Raw genomic sequence first — 16,035 nt, forward strand, 5'->3', positions numbered from 1 at the left:
TTGTCGATTTACGACGATTTTTTGTTCGCGCGATCGATAAGGACTGCCAACAAAATCACGCCGCCTTTGACGACTTGCTGATAGAACGATGAGACATCGAGCAGGTTGAGGCCGTTGTTGAGCACGCCGATCAAAAGCGCGCCGACGAGCGTGCCGAAAATCCAGCCGCGGCCCCCGGTGAGGCTCGTGCCGCCTAGCACGACCGCTGCGATCGCGTCGAGCTCGTAGCCTGTGCCTGCCGTCGGCTGTGCCGAGTTCAGGCGCGAGGTCAGCACCACGCCGGCGATGGCCGACATGACGCCGGAAATCGTGTAGACCCAGAGCTGGACGCGATCGACTTTCACGCCCGAGAGCCGGGCCGAATCGGCATTGCCGCCCGTTGCATAGACGTGACGGCCGAACACGGTTTTTCTCAGCAGGAACCAGAATCCACCGAACATGATCAGCATCAGCACGACGGGGACCGGAAGCAGGCCGGCGACGTAGCCGCCACCAAGCATCGAAAAGAAATCGCTATGGAAGTCGCTGAGCGGGCTGCCGTTCGAGACCACGAGCGCGGCGCCGCGCAGCACCGTCATCGATCCGAGCGTCGCGATAAAGGGTGCAACTTTACCCTTGCTGATCACTAACCCGTTGACGACGCCCATGAGGCCACCGGCCGCTATGCCCGCGAGCGTCGCGAGCGCGGGTGCGGTGCCCGCCTGCATGAGGCTCGCGATGACGACAGACGACAGCGCGAGGATCGAGCCAACCGACAGATCGATGCCGCCGAGCAGGATCACGAGCGTCATGCCGAAGCCGATCAGCGCGTTGATCGACGCCTGCCGCATTACATTGAGCAGATTGCCGACGGTCAGAAAATCGGCGCTCGTCAGCGACAGGGCGAGCGCGACGATGACGAGCGCGATGAACGGCCCGAGCTTTTGGAGCGTGGCCTTGTGGGTGGGCGTGAGGATGGATTGCACGATTCCGGTACTCAGTTTCAAGCGGCTGCCGCCGCCGGTTTAACGAACAACAGCGTGAACACAGGCACCAACGCCGACAACGCGTGTCACGACACCGTCGAGACGACGGCTCGCTCGAGCACGGTACCGCCCGTGGCGGCCGTCATGATCGATTCCTGCGTTGCCAGCTTCGCGTCGAAGATTCCCGCCGGTCGGCCTTGATGCATGACGAGGATGCGATCGCTCATCGCCAGCACCTCCGGCAATTCCGACGACACCATCACGACGGCCACGCCGAGTGCCGCGAGCCGATTGACGATGTGATAGATCTCGGCTTTGCCGCCGACGTCGACACCGCGCGTGGGCTCGTCGAGCAGAAGAACCTTCGGCGGGTTGGCGAGCCATTTGGCGAAGACGACCTTTTGCTGGTTGCCGCCCGAAAGCGCTTTGACGTCGAGCTCTGCGTCGCGCGTGCGAATGCGCAACTGCTCGATCAGTTTCGCCACGGCGGCGCGTTCTGCTGCATCGTCGACGATGCCAAAGCGCGCGTAGCGCGAGAGATGAACGAGCGTCGCGTTTTCGCGCACCGACATGCCGAGCACGAGGCCTCGGCTCTTGCGATCTTCGGTGACGAAGCCGATGCCGGCGTCGATCGAATCGGATGGGTCGCGGATGTCGAGTACGCGGCCGTCGAGCAAAACCTGCCCGGCGGTCTTGGGACGCGCACCGAACAGGGTCTCGAGGATCTCACTGCGGCCGGCGCCCATCAGGCCGGCGATGCCGAGCACTTCTCCGGCGCGCACGTCGAATGAAACGCCCGAGATACGGCCGTCGTCGGCGAGACCCGACACTTCGAGGCGCACATCGCCGCGCCTGCTATCGCGGCGAGGGAAGCGCTCGCCGATTTCGCGGCCGACCATCATGCGCACGACTTCGTCGAAGTCGGTGCTCGAGATCGCGCGAACGCCCACGAACTTGCCGTCGCGCAGCACGCTCAGCTTGTCGCAAATGCGAAAAATCTCTTCCATCCGATGCGAGACGTAGACGATCGCGACGCCCCGCGCCTTGAGGTCTCGCATGACGGCGAAGAGTGCCTCGATCTCGCGATCGGTCAGCGCCGCGGTCGGTTCGTCCATGACGAGCACGCGCGCGTCGAGCGAGAGGGCCTTCGCGATCTCGACCATCTGCTGCTGACCGATCGACAGCTGCCCGGCCTCCGCTTGCGGATCGATGCTGCCGGCGCCGAGCACGTCGAGCCAGCGCCGCGCCTGGCTCCGCAACGCGCCCGCATCGACGATGCCGAAGCGGTGCGGCTCCCGGCCGAGAAACATGTTCTCCATGACCGTGAGCTGCGGAATCAGGTTCAGCTCCTGATGGATGATCGCGATCCCGAGGCGCTCGGCGTCGGCGGTATCGCGAATGCGGGCAGGCTTGCCGTCGATGGCGATGGTGCCCGCGTCGGCCTGATAGACGCCGCAGAGGATTTTCATTAGCGTCGATTTGCCGGCGCCGTTCTCACCCATCAACGCGTGAATCTCTCCCGCGCCGAGTTGAAAATCGACGTGCTCGAGCACGCGCACAGGCCCGAACGCCTTGCTGATGCCGCGCAAGGTGACTTGCATTACACGTCCCTCAGAAGATCACGCCCGAATGCAGGATCACATTCGCGTAGGGGCTGCACTCGCCGGTGCGAATGACGACTTTCGCGCGTTTCGTCAGGCGCTTGAACTCGTCGTGCGCGACGTATTCGACGCCGACGCCCGTGTTGGCGAATTGCTCGGCGCGGCTCGAGATGGCTGCGTTCTGCGTAAGGCTCTCGGTCGCGAAGACCGCGCGCTCGACTTTAAAGTCGGCGAGGACCGTATCGAGGACATCGGAGAAGCCCGGCATGCCGATCTTCAGCGATACGTCGATGCATTCGACGCCATCGGGAATCGGCAACCCGCAATCGGCGATCACGAGGCTGTCGGTGTGCCCCATGCCGGCCAGCACGCGAGCGATGTCACGGTTCAGGTGTCCGAGTTTTTTCATGGATGGATTTGCAGGAATCGTTCGAGCTCGGCCAGCGTCGGCATGCCGCCTTGTGCACCGGGGCGCGTGACGGAGAGGGCGCCCGCCGCGTTCGCGCGCCGTATCGCCTCGGCCATGCCGAGGTGCCAGAACGACGCGAGCGCGCCGTTGAACGTATCGCCGGCACCGGTCGTATCGACGGCGTTCACCGCAAAACCGGGCTGGTGCACGAGCTGGCCGTCGGGCGTGGCGTAGTACGCGCCTTCCTTACCGAGTGTCATCGCAATGCGGCCCGGCATGCGTTGCAGGATCGCGCGCCAGTCCACGCCGGGAGTCTGTAAAGCAGTGGCGAGTTCATGCTCGTTCGGCGTAATGAGCGTAGTCAGATCGAGCAGTTCGTCGGGCAGTGCGACCGCGGGTGCGGGATTCAGAAAAAACGGCTTGCCGTGCGCGCGCGCCACACGCGCGGCGTGGCATACGGTAGCGAACGGTATTTCGAGCTGGGCAAGGACGACGTCGGCATCGCGAAACGCTTGCTCGGCGCGGTCGATATCGGCGGCCGACAACTCGTGATTGGCCCCGGGCACGACGACGATCGCGTTGTCCCCGGCCGAGAGCGTGATCGCGGCGATTCCCGTTGCCTCGCGACCGGTCGAGACCCAGCGCGTATCGACGCCTTCGCGCGCGAGGATGGCCTTCATCTGCTCGCCGAACGCGTCAGCGCCGACACAGCCGATCATCGTGACCTCGGCGCCGAGACGCGCGGCCGCGACCGCCTGGTTCGCGCCCTTGCCGCCCGGGTATTGCGCGAAGCGCTTGCCGAACAAGGTCTCGCCGAGCCGCGGAAACTGGTCCGTTTCCGTCACGAGATCCATGTTGATGCTGCCCACCACCACAACGCGCGCCATCGCGGCTCCTTATGCGCCTCGATGCCGGCCTTTTGCAAGCATCGATTTTTATGACTGCTAAAACGTAATCAGCGTGAGGTCGGTTTATACCAGACTCGTGCGGCGAAGTCACACTAGGGAATTACCTGAGAGGCGATGCGCGAGCCGCGACCGGCAGATGTCAACGAGGGTCGGTCGGGATTCGGAAATTTTTCGCGAAGATGGCTTTCCGCGGAACATATCGTTGTCACGGCTATCGGCCGGCGGCGCGCACACGCGTGAAGTATCGCGCAGCAGGGCTCCGTCCCCAAGCGAGCGGGCGTTTTGCGCGCCCACCTGTGGGATCGGTGTGCGACCTCATCGAGACTCGTTTCCTCCTGGCTCCTCCCGGCTTTTTTCTATTGCGGTCTCGACCTTGTTCCACACGTCCTTGAGCCAAAATCGATAGAACGTGATGTTGGCCTCGCATAGAAGCCGACGTGCAACTGACTTTTTCCGGCGAGCCAACAATTCGTTGATTTCGCGCTTGAGCTCGTCGGCATCGAAGCCTTGCCAAATCGGCGGAACCGGCGTCAGGAAGTTCGGGCCGCAGACTGGTGCCACCTCCCGAAAGAAGATATCTCTCAGAGCTCCGCGTGGAAATTTTTTGAGGCGTCTCGCTTCGCGGTCATAGTCGACCTCGGTGTCCACAAAGAACTCCGACATCACCTCCCAAATGAATTCCCGATCGTCCTGGCTCAGCGCATCTGCCATGCCTGGAACTCCCGGAGCTCGTCTCTGTAAGCGTCGAAAGCCCTCTGGGTTGCAATGGTGCCCGCGGTCGATCCGATCAGCAACACGGCAATTGCGCAAATCGGAGCGGCGGGGCCACATACCGGTGCCACCGCCAGGCCTGCGATAAACCCGCCCAGTACACCCCCCTCTATGATCGTCCCCTGCCTGGCCGTCTCGGTCACCTTGTTGTTAGCCGAAACGATCTCATGAGCGGCAAGGGCGGCAGTTATCAAGATGCCGACTTTTCCGGCAATACGCAGCCTCGCAACCTTCGCCGTCACCGACGCATTGTTATGGCCGGCTGCCTCGATCACGGCCCAGTAGGCTCCATCGCGCTCAGCGGCGGATAAACTGGAAAAGGGCTTGGAAAACAGCTTCTGCGAATACCGATCCAGCAACCAGTCGAGCGACCGGCCGTCTAGCTTCTTAGCCTGCGCAAACGGAAGCCCTTGCGGCGAAGTGGCCTTCCGCGTTTCCTCCATGATCCGGTTACGCATTTGTTGGCAAAACGCTGCTCCCTCGACAGCCGTCATGTTCCCCGCGTTCACATCGTCCTGGACCATCTGGGACATTCTTCGAATGCCCTCGGCATAGCGTGTCCGAGTCTGTGCATCCGAAATCGCCTGTGTCCCGAAATAAGCGCCCGCGCTCTCCAACGCTTCGCGAGCCGACCGCAAGATACTGGCGCCGTCTAGGGCGTGCTCGTGCTTCGTCTGATATGTGCCGTTGAATGCCTGACTCGTCCGGGATCCTGTCATAGCATTCCTCGTGCGTCCGTTGGAACACTGTCGCTTTGTGATTCCCGATTAAAAATTGCGGACAGCAAGGCTTCCGTGGCTGAGCCCGCAGTGGCGTTGCTGTCCTCCAAGATTTCGACATTCGTACACGGGCTGCCATTGGGCCGAGCAAAACTCACGGTGTTCTGTGCATCGAAAGCGCCCATCTCGACCGAGCCGTCCGCGAAGTGCGCTGCACAGCGCATTCCTTCGCAATTTCCCTCATCGCGCAGGGAAAAACCGATCCAATGCCACGCATCGTCAGCTGAGTCATCAGCCGAAAACCGAGCGATAGCCGGGCTCATCCGCGCGATATCGCCGTCGCCGATGGTTTCGGACATAGCGCGAACGACCTGGAAGACCGGTGGGGGATTACAGTCGCAAGCGTTGACGTCGCCGGAAAGAGCGTGCTGCCGGCCGTTCTCAGCGGTGCCGGAATGGCGCGGGCCACGCGGTGAGATATAGCCGTCCTTCTTGCAGGCGTCGCACCACGTCTTCATATAGACGGTCGACAATTCGACGCGCACTCCGTCCGCGCCTTGATACGTGCTCGTGGGTAAGCCCTCGACAATAACCGCGGCCCCCGCGCGGTCACCTTTAGCGAGAAAATATCGTTGCATTGCGCCTCCTCAATGAAGCGCTTCGGTGTTCGCCGGCGGGGGAATGTAGTCGGGGTCGAACAGCCCTTCGATGGGCTTCCCGGCGCGCTCGTTAATGCCCGCGCCGTTATGCAGGGATTTGACGATGCGATCGCCGTTGCTCAGGCGGCTGCCGACAAGCGCAAGCGGCTTATCCAAGTAGACGGCTGCAAAGCCTGCCCCATCGATGATATATGCCTCGCTCCCGTCCTCGTAGACAACCTTGTCGCCGACGCGGGCGATGGTCAGGTCGGCGATTTTCGCGCCGCTGCTCGCGTGAGCGACTCGCCCACCGCGCTCGGTAGTCGAGCCCTCCGTCGCGAACGGATGATATTTCTCAACGACCGCTTCAGCATTTTCTTGTTGCTTGTTTTTTGCGTTTTGCATAAATGATTACTCCTTTTAAGAGTCGGCTTGAATTCTCGGAATACTCTCGTGCGGCAGCAGCGTGCCGTTATTTTGGTCGACGATTATAGCAACGGAGCGCGCCTACACCGTTCCACGACGCATGGAGCGAGAGCGTACGTCGTCCGCTGTTGCGATCGGCAATGCAATGCGGTGGGCCGCGAAACCGGTCATCGCGGGCCGACGACTTGCCTTGAAGGCAAGATCGTGAGACCCCCGACGACTCAGCTTCCGCTCCAGCACGGGCAAGTCAGCGCTGTGCAATTGCGGGAGACCGACACCGCCGTCAGACGATGTCGTCGACGACGCCACCGTCGACGCGCAGCGCCGCGCCCGAAGTCGCCGAAGCTTGCGGCGACGAAACATAGACGACCATATTCGCCACTTCGTCGACGGTGGCCGCACGCTGGATCACCGAGCTCGCGCGATGCGCCATGACGAATTCCTTGCCGATCTGCTCCAGCGTCTTGCCCGTCTTCGCCATTTCGTCTTTCATCATTTCGGCGAAGCCGTCGGATAGGGTCGGCCCCGGGAGCACCGAGTTGACCGTCACGCCGGTGCCGGCGACGCGCTTTGCGAGCCCGCGCGCGATGGCGAGCTGGGCTGTCTTCGATACGCCGTAGTGGATCATGTCCGCGGGGATGTTGCGCGCGGATTCGGAAGAAATGAAGACGACGCGGCCCCAGCCGCGCTTGACCATGTCGGGCAGCAACGCGCGCGAGAGCCGCACGCCGGACATGACATTGGTCTGCCAGTGCCGTTCCCAGACGTCGTCATCGGCATCGTAGAAGTCTTGCGGCTCGAAAATGCCCGCGTTGTTGACGAGGATGTCGACCGGCGGCAGCTCACCCAGCAGCTTCTGCGCGCCGGCCGCATCGCCGAGATCGGCGGCGATGCCGCGCCACTGCGCGGACGGTACGGCCGAGCGCAGTTTCTCGCCGGCCCTCGTCACGCTGGCGTCGCTGCGGCCATTCAACATGACGGTCGCACCGCTTTCGGCGAGTCCCTTCGCAATCGCAAAACCTATCCCGCCCGTGGAGGCGGTGACCAACGCTGTCTTACCGGAAAGATCGATTTTCACGCGAAGTCTCCTTGAGTTGGGCAGAGCAACGCCCAATCTTAAGCGCTTCGCGCGAGATGTGTCGTCCGCTCGAACGCGATCAGAATGCGTGGCGTAAGCCGACCATGCCGACGAACTGCGAGCGTCCGGAGGACGGCGTTGTATTCTGCGAATCGCCGACCACGGCTACCGCGTCGATGATGCTCGTCCCCGTGCCCGCGCTGACGAGGGTCTTCCCGCGCGCGATTTGGTACGCCTCGAGCAAGTAGATCGTGGTACGGGTCGAGAGGCTGTAGGCCTGCTCGAGCGACACTTGATGGTAGCGCGCGGGATCGGCGATGCCGTTGGATTTGCTCGCGCGCGTATAGCTGTAGCCGGCAGCCACGATAAGAGCCGGCGTGAAGCGGTAGGTCGTGATGACGCCATAGTTGTTGAACACGGCTTCATTCGTGAAGAGCGATCCGGTGCCCGGCGCATACTGGACGTTCGAGTAGTTGATGCCGACCATCCAGTTTTTCAGCGTATAGCGCGCCGCCGCGGCGAAGAGCTGCACGCTCTCGGCCGTCGAGTACCCGCTGTTGACGGGCGAATTGATCGCGAAGCTGCCGAGCGCCTGGCTAGTCGAAATGTTCTTGAGCTTCACGTAACCGGCCGCCAACGCGAACGGCTGATACGCGTAGCTGACAGCGGCGCTGAAGTTGCTGCCCGTCGCCACGCCGCCCGGTACGCCGCCGAGCGCATACTGCGCGCTCAGTTGCAAGCCGGCGATCGTCGGCGAAAGATAGGTGACGGAGTTGTTGAAGCGCAGCGTCGTATCGAGCGCGTCGACGTCTCCCGGATGCGCTCCCGTCGCGCCGGTCAGGACACCCGTCGGTCCGAGCGCACCGACCATCGAAAAGTAAGGCGTGTATTGGCGGCCGAGCGTCAGTGTTCCGTATCGGTCGTTGCTCAATCCGACGTAGGCTTGCCGGTTGAACATCAATCCGGAGCTCGAGAGCGCTCCGGTCAGCGAGTTGAAGCCGTTTTCGAGCCGGAAGATCGCTTTCGTCCCACCGCCGAGGTCTTCGGCACCGAGCAGGCCGAACTTGCTTGCCTGCAGGTTGCCTTGGCTCATGTAGAAGTTCGACTGTCCGTGCTGGTTGCTGACGTAGGCGAACGCGTTATCGACGACGCCGTAAAGCGTCACGCTGCTTTGCGCGTGCGCGCCAGTCGAGAACGCCAAGCCGGCGAGCGGCAGGCATGAAAGGGTGAGGGCACGGCGCCTGGCATGCTTGCGATCGTTCACTTGAGAGTCTCCGGGGCAAGTGCCGCCCGGAATTGGGCGGGCGAATCGGGTTGTTATCCGCTGCGCCTTCACGCGTAAGCGCGCATGGCGACGAGCGTCTCGCTTTTGATTTTTCGTCGCGTTACCGCGGCGCGCATCGATCCTTTCAACGAGGTGGCACGCGAACGGTCAGACGCCTCCAATTCGCATCCACGCGATCGGACGCGAGATTTCCGTGCACGCACAGCACCTCGCGAGCATCGGCCGCGGGCAGCCAGACTTCGATCTCGTCTTGCGCGCTAGCGTGTGAGCCGGTGTAGACGACCGACAGCCGAAGCGTCGTTTCCTCGCTTGCCAGGGTGAGTTCCCAGCGCCCCTGTTCGCCTGAGCGCCATGCTTCGCTCTCACCGTCGTCTTCAATCGAACCGCCGCGTGCGACACCCGTTCCGGCGAACGGCAGCACGGCGAACGCGCGCCGGTCCGCTCGATGCGCGAACGTCTGCTCCGCGATGTTGAGCGCAACGGCAAAACCCTCGCGAAGCAGCATGACGGGCTTCTCGAGGGGCGCCGGTAAGCGAATCGTCTGTCCGCCCTCGAATGCTTCGCCGCTCCAGTACGACAACCAGCGCGCGCCAGACGGGAGATAGACATCGCGCGTCGTTTGGCCCGGATCGACGACAGGCGCCACGAGCAACGACGGGCCCAGCATCATGTCGTCGCCGTCGACGAGACAGTGTGGGTCTGCGGGGAACTCCGCGAACATGGGACGCAGCACGGGCTCGTAAGCGTCGTGCGACTGCCAAAGCAAATCGTAGAGATAGGGGATGAGACGGTAGCGCAGCTTGATGAGGCTTGCGACGCAGGGCGTCACTTGCGGGTACATCCACGGCTCGTTGACGGTTCCGTCGTCATTCCATGAATGGATGCTGAATCGAGGCAGAAAAATGCCGAATGCGACCCAGCGAGCCAAGAGTTCGGGATCGGGTGCCGGCCCCGAAAATCCGCCGATATCGTGGCCGCTGTTGGATACACCGGACATCGCGAGCCCGAGGCCCATCTTGAGGTTGAAGCGCAGCGTCTCCCAGGACGTGTAGTTGTCGCCGGACCAGGTCTGCACATATCGGTGCATCCCCACGCCACCCGAGCGAGACACGAGGAACGGACGCAAGGATGGCGCGTGCTCGCGCTGTGCGTCGCGCGATGCGCGCATCATCAAGAGCGTCTGCAGGACTTTGGCTTGGCGTGCCGGGTAGGGCTGGCCGTTGCCGTGCGCGAGCGCGTCGTCGGTCCAGATCTCGAACTCGTTGTTGTCGTTCCATGTCGAGGCGATGCCGTGGCTGAGCAGGGCGTCTTTGACGCGCGCTTTCCACCACGCGATCGTGGCTGGATTCGTGAAGTCGAGATACGCCCCGACCTCGTCCCAGAACTGTACCCAGGCCGGCTCGCCGGCGTTCGTTCGGATCAGCAGTCCAGCCTCGGCGGCTTGACCGAAGGACGGATGATCGCGCAGCAGGCATGGCTTGATGTTCGCGCACAGGCGAACGCCGTGATCGAGATAGTGACTGACGAACGCGTCGATGTCCGGAAATTTGTCGCGATTCCAGTGAAAGACGTAACGCTTGGGCCCGATCGATGTGTAGCCCGATGACAGATGGAACGAGTCGCAGAGAACATCGTGCTCATGACATCGCTCGATAAACTCGTTCATGCGCCGTTGAGCGTCGGGCGCATCGGTATAGGTCATCGTCGAGCCGGAGTAGCCGAGTCCCCACTTTGGCATCCAGGCGGGGCGCCCCGTCAGCCAGGTAAACCGGCGCACGGCCGCGAGCGGCGTGGCGGGCGAGGCGATGAAGTAATAGTCGAGGTCGCCGTGCTCGGCGATGAAGTGCCGATAATGCCCGTGATAGTTGTCGAGCTCGCGGCCCATGTCGAAGTGACAGTCGGCAAGCGTGTCGTAGAAGAGGCCGAAGCCCGTCGCTGTTTGCGGTTGCCACGTCAGATAGAACGGGATGTGCTTGTAGAGCGGGTCGGTCGAGCGCGCGCTGTAGCCCATCGCATCGATATTGCGCATTTCGTAGCGCTGGCCCGCGCGATCGAGTGAGCCGGCGCGTTCGCCGAGACCCACATAGAGCTCGTCCTGGCGCCGCTCCAGATAGTGATAGACGCGCGAATCCCACCAGCCGAAGTTGTAGGCCTGCGTCTGTCGATCGCGCAAAACGGGGTGCCACACCCCTTCATGCAGGATCTCCCAGGCGCAATAGCCGCCATCGAGCGCGATGGTCAGGCGAATGCAGGCCGTTTGAACGACGACACGATCCGTATCGCTCGAAACTGAATACTGTGTTTGCGCGAATCCTGAAAGATCGCGCCGGTCCCGACCCTCGAGCGGGACGTCGTCGATGCCCGGCGCGATCGCCCAGGTGCGCGGGCCATGCAATTCGCCGTCGGGCAGCACGAGCATGCGAATGATGTCATCGGCAAGGACGAAGCACTCCATGCGGCAGCCGCTGGCGGCGGTCAGTACGAAAGGGTTGCCGGTACGCGCCGAGAGCGTGAAGCGCGGACGTTGATCGAGCGAGGCCATGCGATATTGATGGGTAAGGAGTTCAGGCGATACGGGCGTCGGGTTTCGGTGCGCTCGACCGCGGCGCGCGCGTCACGCCTCGCATCAAGACGACGAGCAGCGTCGCGCCGATGATGTCGAAGGCGCCGAGCGCACCGAAGAGCGGTCCGTAGCCGATCGAATCGGCAAGCTGGCCCACGAGGAGCGAAAAGCCGAGTCCGCCGATCCAGGCCGCCATGCCCGCGAAGCCGCTCGCGGTGCCGACTTCGCTCGACTCGAAGACGTCGGCGGCGAGCGTGTTGACGAGCGCGGAGATCATCTGATGCGCGAAGCCGCCGACGCAGAAGAGGGCGATTGCTTCGTAAGGAGAACGAACCAATCCGATACATGCGGGACCGATCATCATCAGCGCGCCGAGGATGACGCCTGCAACGCGCGACCAGACGAGCGGCAGGCGCAGACGCTTCATCAGGAACGGAGACAGATAGCCGCCGAAGAGTCCGCCGAGATCGGCCGCGAGAAACGGCAGCCATGCGAAAAGCGCGATGGCCTTCAGATCCATATGTCGTTCTGTGGCGAGGTAGAGGGGAATCCAGAAGCTGAATGTCTGCCAGGCCGGTTCCGCGAAGAAGCGTGCTTGAGCGATCGCCCAAAAGCGGCGCGTACCAATGACGCGACGGATGCGGCGATCGTCGCCGGCAGGCGCCGCGATCGGGCTTTGGCCGCTCATGATGGCGGCGCGTTCGTTCGCCGAAATGCGTTTGTGATCGCCGGGCGAGCGATAGAACGCGAACCAGATCGCGGCCCAGACGAAGCCGAGCGCGCCCGTGACGGCAAATGCACTTTGCCAGCCGTAGCGCAGCGACAGGAAGATCACGAGCGGCGGGGCCAAAAGCGAGCCGAGCGAGGTGCCTGCATTGAAGTAGCCGACCGCGACCGATTTCTCGCGATCGGGAAACCACTCGGCCACGACCTTCATGCCGGCCGGGATGGCCACGGCCTCCGTGAGCCCCATCAGTCCGCGCAGTCCGGCAAGCGACAGCCATCCGCCCGCGAGCCCGTGCAGACAGCCCGTGATCGACCATAGCGCGGCAAAGAGCGCAAAGCCGATACGCAAGCCGATCAGATCGACGATGAAGCCGCAGATCGGTTGCATAAGTGTGTATCCGACCTGAAAGGCGCCGACGACATACGAATACTGCTGCGTGCTCATGTGCAGCAGCGTTTTCAGCTGCGGCGCCATGACGCCCAATGCGTTGCGCGACAGGTAATTCATGATCGTGCCGAGACATACGAGCGCGATGATCCACCAGCGCAAGCCGACGATGGTCTTCAAATCCGTCTCCTTCTTCTCTCGTACGCCCGCGGGCTCTACCCGCTCGCAAGCCGTCGGACGCATGATCGAATTCGAACATTTTGGTTTCGTTATCGGTCATCGTACAGCCATGCGCATACGAGAACATCAGGGAAAACCCTTGCTGGCTCACGAAGGCGGGCGCGAGGCGTGCTGTCGATCGGCCGCCCGCGTGCTGTCAGACGTCATATGACACCTGGACGAGCCGGTCGCCGTGTACGCTGACCGTGTTATTCGTTCGAACAAGTAGTTGTTCGTTTGCGAGCGCAGAAGATGGCGCACGAAAGCAGGACTATCGAGGAGGGATAGCGCCAGAATGATGGCCGCTTTCGCGATTCAGCGAGGGGAGTTGTACCTTCACGCGCTTTGCGGGTTCAGCGTCACATGCGTAAGCTCGGCCCTCGGGCGTGCGCGCTCGCATTGTTCTTTCCGCCGCACCAGTGAATTCTGAAATGCCCCATTTATCCACTGCGGCCACGCTCCTACACTGGCATCACCAGCTGCAAATAAGGGTGTTTGCGCCAAACGTAAAAGACAGTGTCGGAGGTCATCATGAAGTCGATCATCAAAGCAGTCGCCATCGCCGTCGCGCTCGCTGCGCCGGTTGTCTCGTTCGCTCAATCGAACAACCAGCCGCTCACGCGTGCGCAAGTCCGCGCGGATCTCGTACGCGTCGAGAAGGCCGGCTACAACCCGCTCGACTGGCTCCACTATCCGGAGAACATCCAGGCAGCCGAAGCCCGTATCGCCGCGCAAGATGCAACCAACGGCGTGGGTGGCGCGCAAAGCGGTGCTGAATCCGGCCGCGCGAGCGATGGAGCAATCAGCTCGTATTCGCCGCCGATCGCTCAGCACAAGTAAGCAATCGAACGCAGGCGTGCCTCGAAAAGACACGCCTGCGGCGAGCACGACAGCCTCGACGTCGTGCCGTTCACTACATCAATTGTGAGGCCCTGAATCCTCCGAGCCGCTGGGGTTCCCGGTGGTGTTGCCCAGACCCGCGCTGTTGCGGTCTGGGCTTTTTTGGCTCCGCTCAGACGAGCGTCAACTTCACGTCGATGTTGTTGCGCGTGGCGTTCGAGTAAGGGCACACGACGTGGGCCTTTTCGATTAGCGACTGCGCCTGTGCGCGGTCCATGCCCGGCAGCGAAATTTTGAGCTCGACTTCGATGCCGAAACCGTTCGGGATCGGACCAATGCCGACCTCGCCGTCGATCGACGCGTCGGCCGGCATCTGGATTTTGTCGCGTGCCGCGACGAATTTCATCGCACCGATGAAGCAGGCGCTATAGCCGGCCGCAAAGAGCTGCTCAGGATTGGCTCCTTCGCCGCCGGCACCACCGAGCTCGCGCGGCGTCGTCAGTTTGAAATCGAGCTTGCTGTCGGGCACGACCGCACGGCCGTCGCGGCCGCCGGTGGCATGAGCATGAGCGCGGTAAAGAACTTTTTCGAGTGACATGACGACTTTCTCCTTCGTGGATAAGTGCTTCTGACCCAAATGATCTATCTACCGGGAGGTAGACAGGCGCCTGCAAAGAAACGATACACCAACTTCGTTTCCTCAACTCTTTGGCAGCGCAAAAAGCGCCGACCATCGATCCGATATCTATCTATGCACAGATAGAATCCAACAAAAACGGAACACACGGCTTTGCGGCGTGCGTGCCGAGGATCCGGTTATTTCGGGATCCTCCACAACGCTTCCACCTCGTCCATCCGGCTCTTGGTGTGAAACAACCGGCTCGTCAACACGCTGCCCTGATACGCGGCGAACAGTGCGCGTGCCGCATGCTCGGGCTTGCCGGCGATCGCGATCGTCTTTTCCTGCACGCCTTGAGCCAGTACCTTCGCGAGCCAGCTTTCGTTGGCCTTGAAGAATGCCTGCACGGCAAGGCGTACGTTATCTGGAAGCGAGCCGATATCGGCCGCGAGCATGCCGCACAGGCAGATCTGGTCCCCATCGCCGAGCGTGCGGGCGAAGAGCTTCGCATACTTGGAGAGCTTCGCATCGGCCGCAAGCGCCGCATCGATCGACCCTAGCGCTCGCAGCACTTCGCTGCTGTACTCGTTGACGGCTGCGAGCACCAAATCGTCCTTCGACGGGAAGTAGTAGTGGATGCTCGATGTCTTCACGCCGACGAGCTCGGACAGATCGCGATAGCTGAAACCGTTGTACCCACGCAGCATCATCAGTGTGATGGCGTGCTCGAGGATCTGTTCGCGGACTGTGCTCGTCGTTTCCATGAGGCGGACTTTATCTATCGGTAGATAGAATGTCAAGTAACTTCACGCCGACCGACGCCAGGGTGAGCGTCGGCAACGTAGCAGACGCTCACGTCTCACGATGCATCGACAATCGCTGTGCGGTGTCGCCGAGCATCGTAGTGACGTCGTCGAGCGATGGTGCGACGTAGCTATCGATGCGGCGCATGTACGGCGTCGTCATGGCGGCGATCGCTTGGCCGGAAGGGCCGAGAATCGGGAACGAGACGTCGGTGACGCCGAACGCATGCGCGCTCTCCTGGCGCAAAAACCCGTGCGAGCGGATCGTCTCGAGCGTGGCCGCGACCTGCTCGTTCGTCAAAGCGATCTCGCCCTTGACCTTCGTGTGCTCGGTGAGCATCCGTTCGCGCTCGCTCTCGCTTTGAAACGCGAGCATGACGTGGCCGGATGCCGTATCGACGAGTCCGACGCGCGAGCCGAGCCGGATCGACAGGCCCCAGGTCCCGGGGCCGTCGACCTGGGCGATGACGAGCAGATTGCCGCGGTCGTAGACGGTCAGATGGCACGACTGCTCGGCGCGCTCGGCGAAGCGTTGCATTTCGGGCAGCGCTTCGGCGATGAAGCGATTCATCGGCGGATGCCGGTGCGCGAGGGCGAAAAGCTTCAGGCTGAGCGTGTATCGGTCGCCGCCAGGCGAGCGAATGACGTACTGCCGAGCGACGAGGCGCTCGAGCATTCGGTAGATCTCGCTCGCGTTGCGACCGAGCGCCTTCATGATCTCGGCACGCGTCAGGCCTTCCTTTTGCTCCGACAAAAGCTCGAGGATATCGAGCCCTTTGTCGAGTGCGGGGGCACGATAGCGATCGGCTTCGTCACCGGGCGAACCACTCGGGGCCTGTGCCGCCGGCTTCAAGTTCTGGGCTGGGTTCAATTAGTTGGCAGTCTCGAGAGAAGTAGGCATCGCGTCGTTGCCGGGTTGCGTCATTGCGAACGAAACCAGGCGTTCCGGGCCGCTTCATCTTACGGGGACGTGATCGGCCTGGAGGGCTCCTCAGGGAAAATACGCACCCGCGCCGCTTGACGCACGATCATTCGCATATGAATAATATATTCATTGGTGAATCGGTGGCTAGACGG

16 protein-coding genes are annotated in these 16,035 nt (G+C 62.3%); 1 reads left to right on the forward strand and 15 read right to left on the reverse strand.

Annotation, left to right across the window (positions count from 1 at the left end):
• Positions 1-8 precede the first annotated feature (8 nt).
• The 12 genes from AB4Y31_RS07385 to AB4Y31_RS07440 form a co-directional block, all read right to left on the reverse strand.
• Positions 9-986: an ABC transporter permease gene (locus AB4Y31_RS07385; RefSeq protein ID WP_368673318.1), complete on the reverse strand. Its 978-nt coding sequence runs from the start codon at positions 984-986 to the stop codon at positions 9-11.
• Between the two features lie 65 nt (positions 987-1,051).
• Entirely contained in the window at positions 1,052-2,566 is a 1,515-nt protein-coding gene (locus tag AB4Y31_RS07390; protein ID WP_368673319.1) for a sugar ABC transporter ATP-binding protein, read from the reverse strand.
• Between the two features lie 10 nt (positions 2,567-2,576).
• Positions 2,577-2,975 carry a D-ribose pyranase gene (gene rbsD, locus AB4Y31_RS07395; RefSeq protein ID WP_018443427.1) on the reverse strand — a complete coding sequence of 133 codons (399 nt, stop codon included), beginning with the start codon at positions 2,973-2,975 and terminating at the stop codon, positions 2,577-2,579.
• Positions 2,972-3,862, reverse strand: a complete 891-nt coding sequence (gene rbsK / locus AB4Y31_RS07400; protein ID WP_368673320.1) for a ribokinase — start codon at positions 3,860-3,862, stop codon at positions 2,972-2,974. The genes rbsD and rbsK overlap by 4 nt, the downstream gene beginning before the upstream one ends.
• 336 nt (positions 3,863-4,198) lie before the next feature.
• Positions 4,199-4,594: a hypothetical protein gene (locus AB4Y31_RS07405; protein ID WP_107152301.1), complete on the reverse strand. Its 396-nt coding sequence runs from the start codon at positions 4,592-4,594 to the stop codon at positions 4,199-4,201.
• Entirely contained in the window at positions 4,579-5,187 is a 609-nt protein-coding gene (locus AB4Y31_RS07410; protein WP_146166237.1) for a hypothetical protein, read from the reverse strand. The genes AB4Y31_RS07405 and AB4Y31_RS07410 overlap by 16 nt, the downstream gene beginning before the upstream one ends.
• Positions 5,188-5,369: 182 nt before the next feature.
• Positions 5,370-6,011: a hypothetical protein gene (locus AB4Y31_RS07415; protein WP_368673321.1), complete on the reverse strand. Its 642-nt coding sequence runs from the start codon at positions 6,009-6,011 to the stop codon at positions 5,370-5,372.
• 9 nt (positions 6,012-6,020) lie between these two features.
• Positions 6,021-6,416, reverse strand: coding sequence for a PAAR domain-containing protein (locus AB4Y31_RS07420; RefSeq protein ID WP_368673322.1), 396 nt, complete (start codon positions 6,414-6,416; stop codon positions 6,021-6,023).
• 304 nt (positions 6,417-6,720) lie between these two features.
• On the reverse strand, positions 6,721-7,515 hold the full coding sequence (locus AB4Y31_RS07425; protein WP_368673323.1) for an SDR family NAD(P)-dependent oxidoreductase: 795 nt from the start codon (positions 7,513-7,515) through the stop codon (positions 6,721-6,723).
• A gap of 79 nt (positions 7,516-7,594) precedes the next feature.
• Positions 7,595-8,779: a porin gene (locus AB4Y31_RS07430; RefSeq protein WP_368673324.1), complete on the reverse strand. Its 1,185-nt coding sequence runs from the start codon at positions 8,777-8,779 to the stop codon at positions 7,595-7,597.
• 145 nt (positions 8,780-8,924) lie between these two features.
• Positions 8,925-11,342 carry a TIM-barrel domain-containing protein gene (locus AB4Y31_RS07435; RefSeq protein ID WP_368673325.1) on the reverse strand — a complete coding sequence of 806 codons (2,418 nt, stop codon included), beginning with the start codon at positions 11,340-11,342 and terminating at the stop codon, positions 8,925-8,927.
• A gap of 22 nt (positions 11,343-11,364) precedes the next feature.
• Positions 11,365-12,657, reverse strand: a complete 1,293-nt coding sequence (locus AB4Y31_RS07440; protein WP_368673326.1) for an MFS transporter — start codon at positions 12,655-12,657, stop codon at positions 11,365-11,367.
• Between the two features lie 570 nt (positions 12,658-13,227).
• Here AB4Y31_RS07440 and AB4Y31_RS07445 point away from each other — a divergent pair.
• The gene (locus AB4Y31_RS07445; protein WP_368673327.1) at positions 13,228-13,536 is read left to right on the forward strand and encodes a DUF4148 domain-containing protein; all 309 of its coding nucleotides are present in this window, start codon (positions 13,228-13,230) and stop codon (positions 13,534-13,536) included.
• Between the two features lie 172 nt (positions 13,537-13,708).
• On the opposite strand, the gene AB4Y31_RS07450 is transcribed toward AB4Y31_RS07445, so the two are convergent.
• The 3 genes from AB4Y31_RS07450 to AB4Y31_RS07460 all read right to left on the reverse strand — a co-directional run bounded on the left by AB4Y31_RS07450 (position 13,709) and on the right by AB4Y31_RS07460 (position 15,811).
• Positions 13,709-14,134: an organic hydroperoxide resistance protein gene (locus AB4Y31_RS07450; RefSeq protein WP_368673328.1), complete on the reverse strand. Its 426-nt coding sequence runs from the start codon at positions 14,132-14,134 to the stop codon at positions 13,709-13,711.
• Between the two features lie 218 nt (positions 14,135-14,352).
• Positions 14,353-14,919, reverse strand: a complete 567-nt coding sequence (locus AB4Y31_RS07455) for a TetR/AcrR family transcriptional regulator (RefSeq protein ID WP_368673329.1) — start codon at positions 14,917-14,919, stop codon at positions 14,353-14,355.
• A gap of 88 nt (positions 14,920-15,007) precedes the next feature.
• Complete coding sequence (locus AB4Y31_RS07460) at positions 15,008-15,811, reverse strand: IclR family transcriptional regulator (RefSeq protein WP_368673473.1); 804 nt, start codon at positions 15,809-15,811, stop codon at positions 15,008-15,010.
• Between the last annotated feature and the right edge of the window lie 224 nt (positions 15,812-16,035).

It is taken from the genome of Trinickia sp. EG282A (assembly GCF_040965455.1).
Classification (GTDB): domain Bacteria; phylum Pseudomonadota; class Gammaproteobacteria; order Burkholderiales; family Burkholderiaceae; genus Trinickia; species Trinickia symbiotica.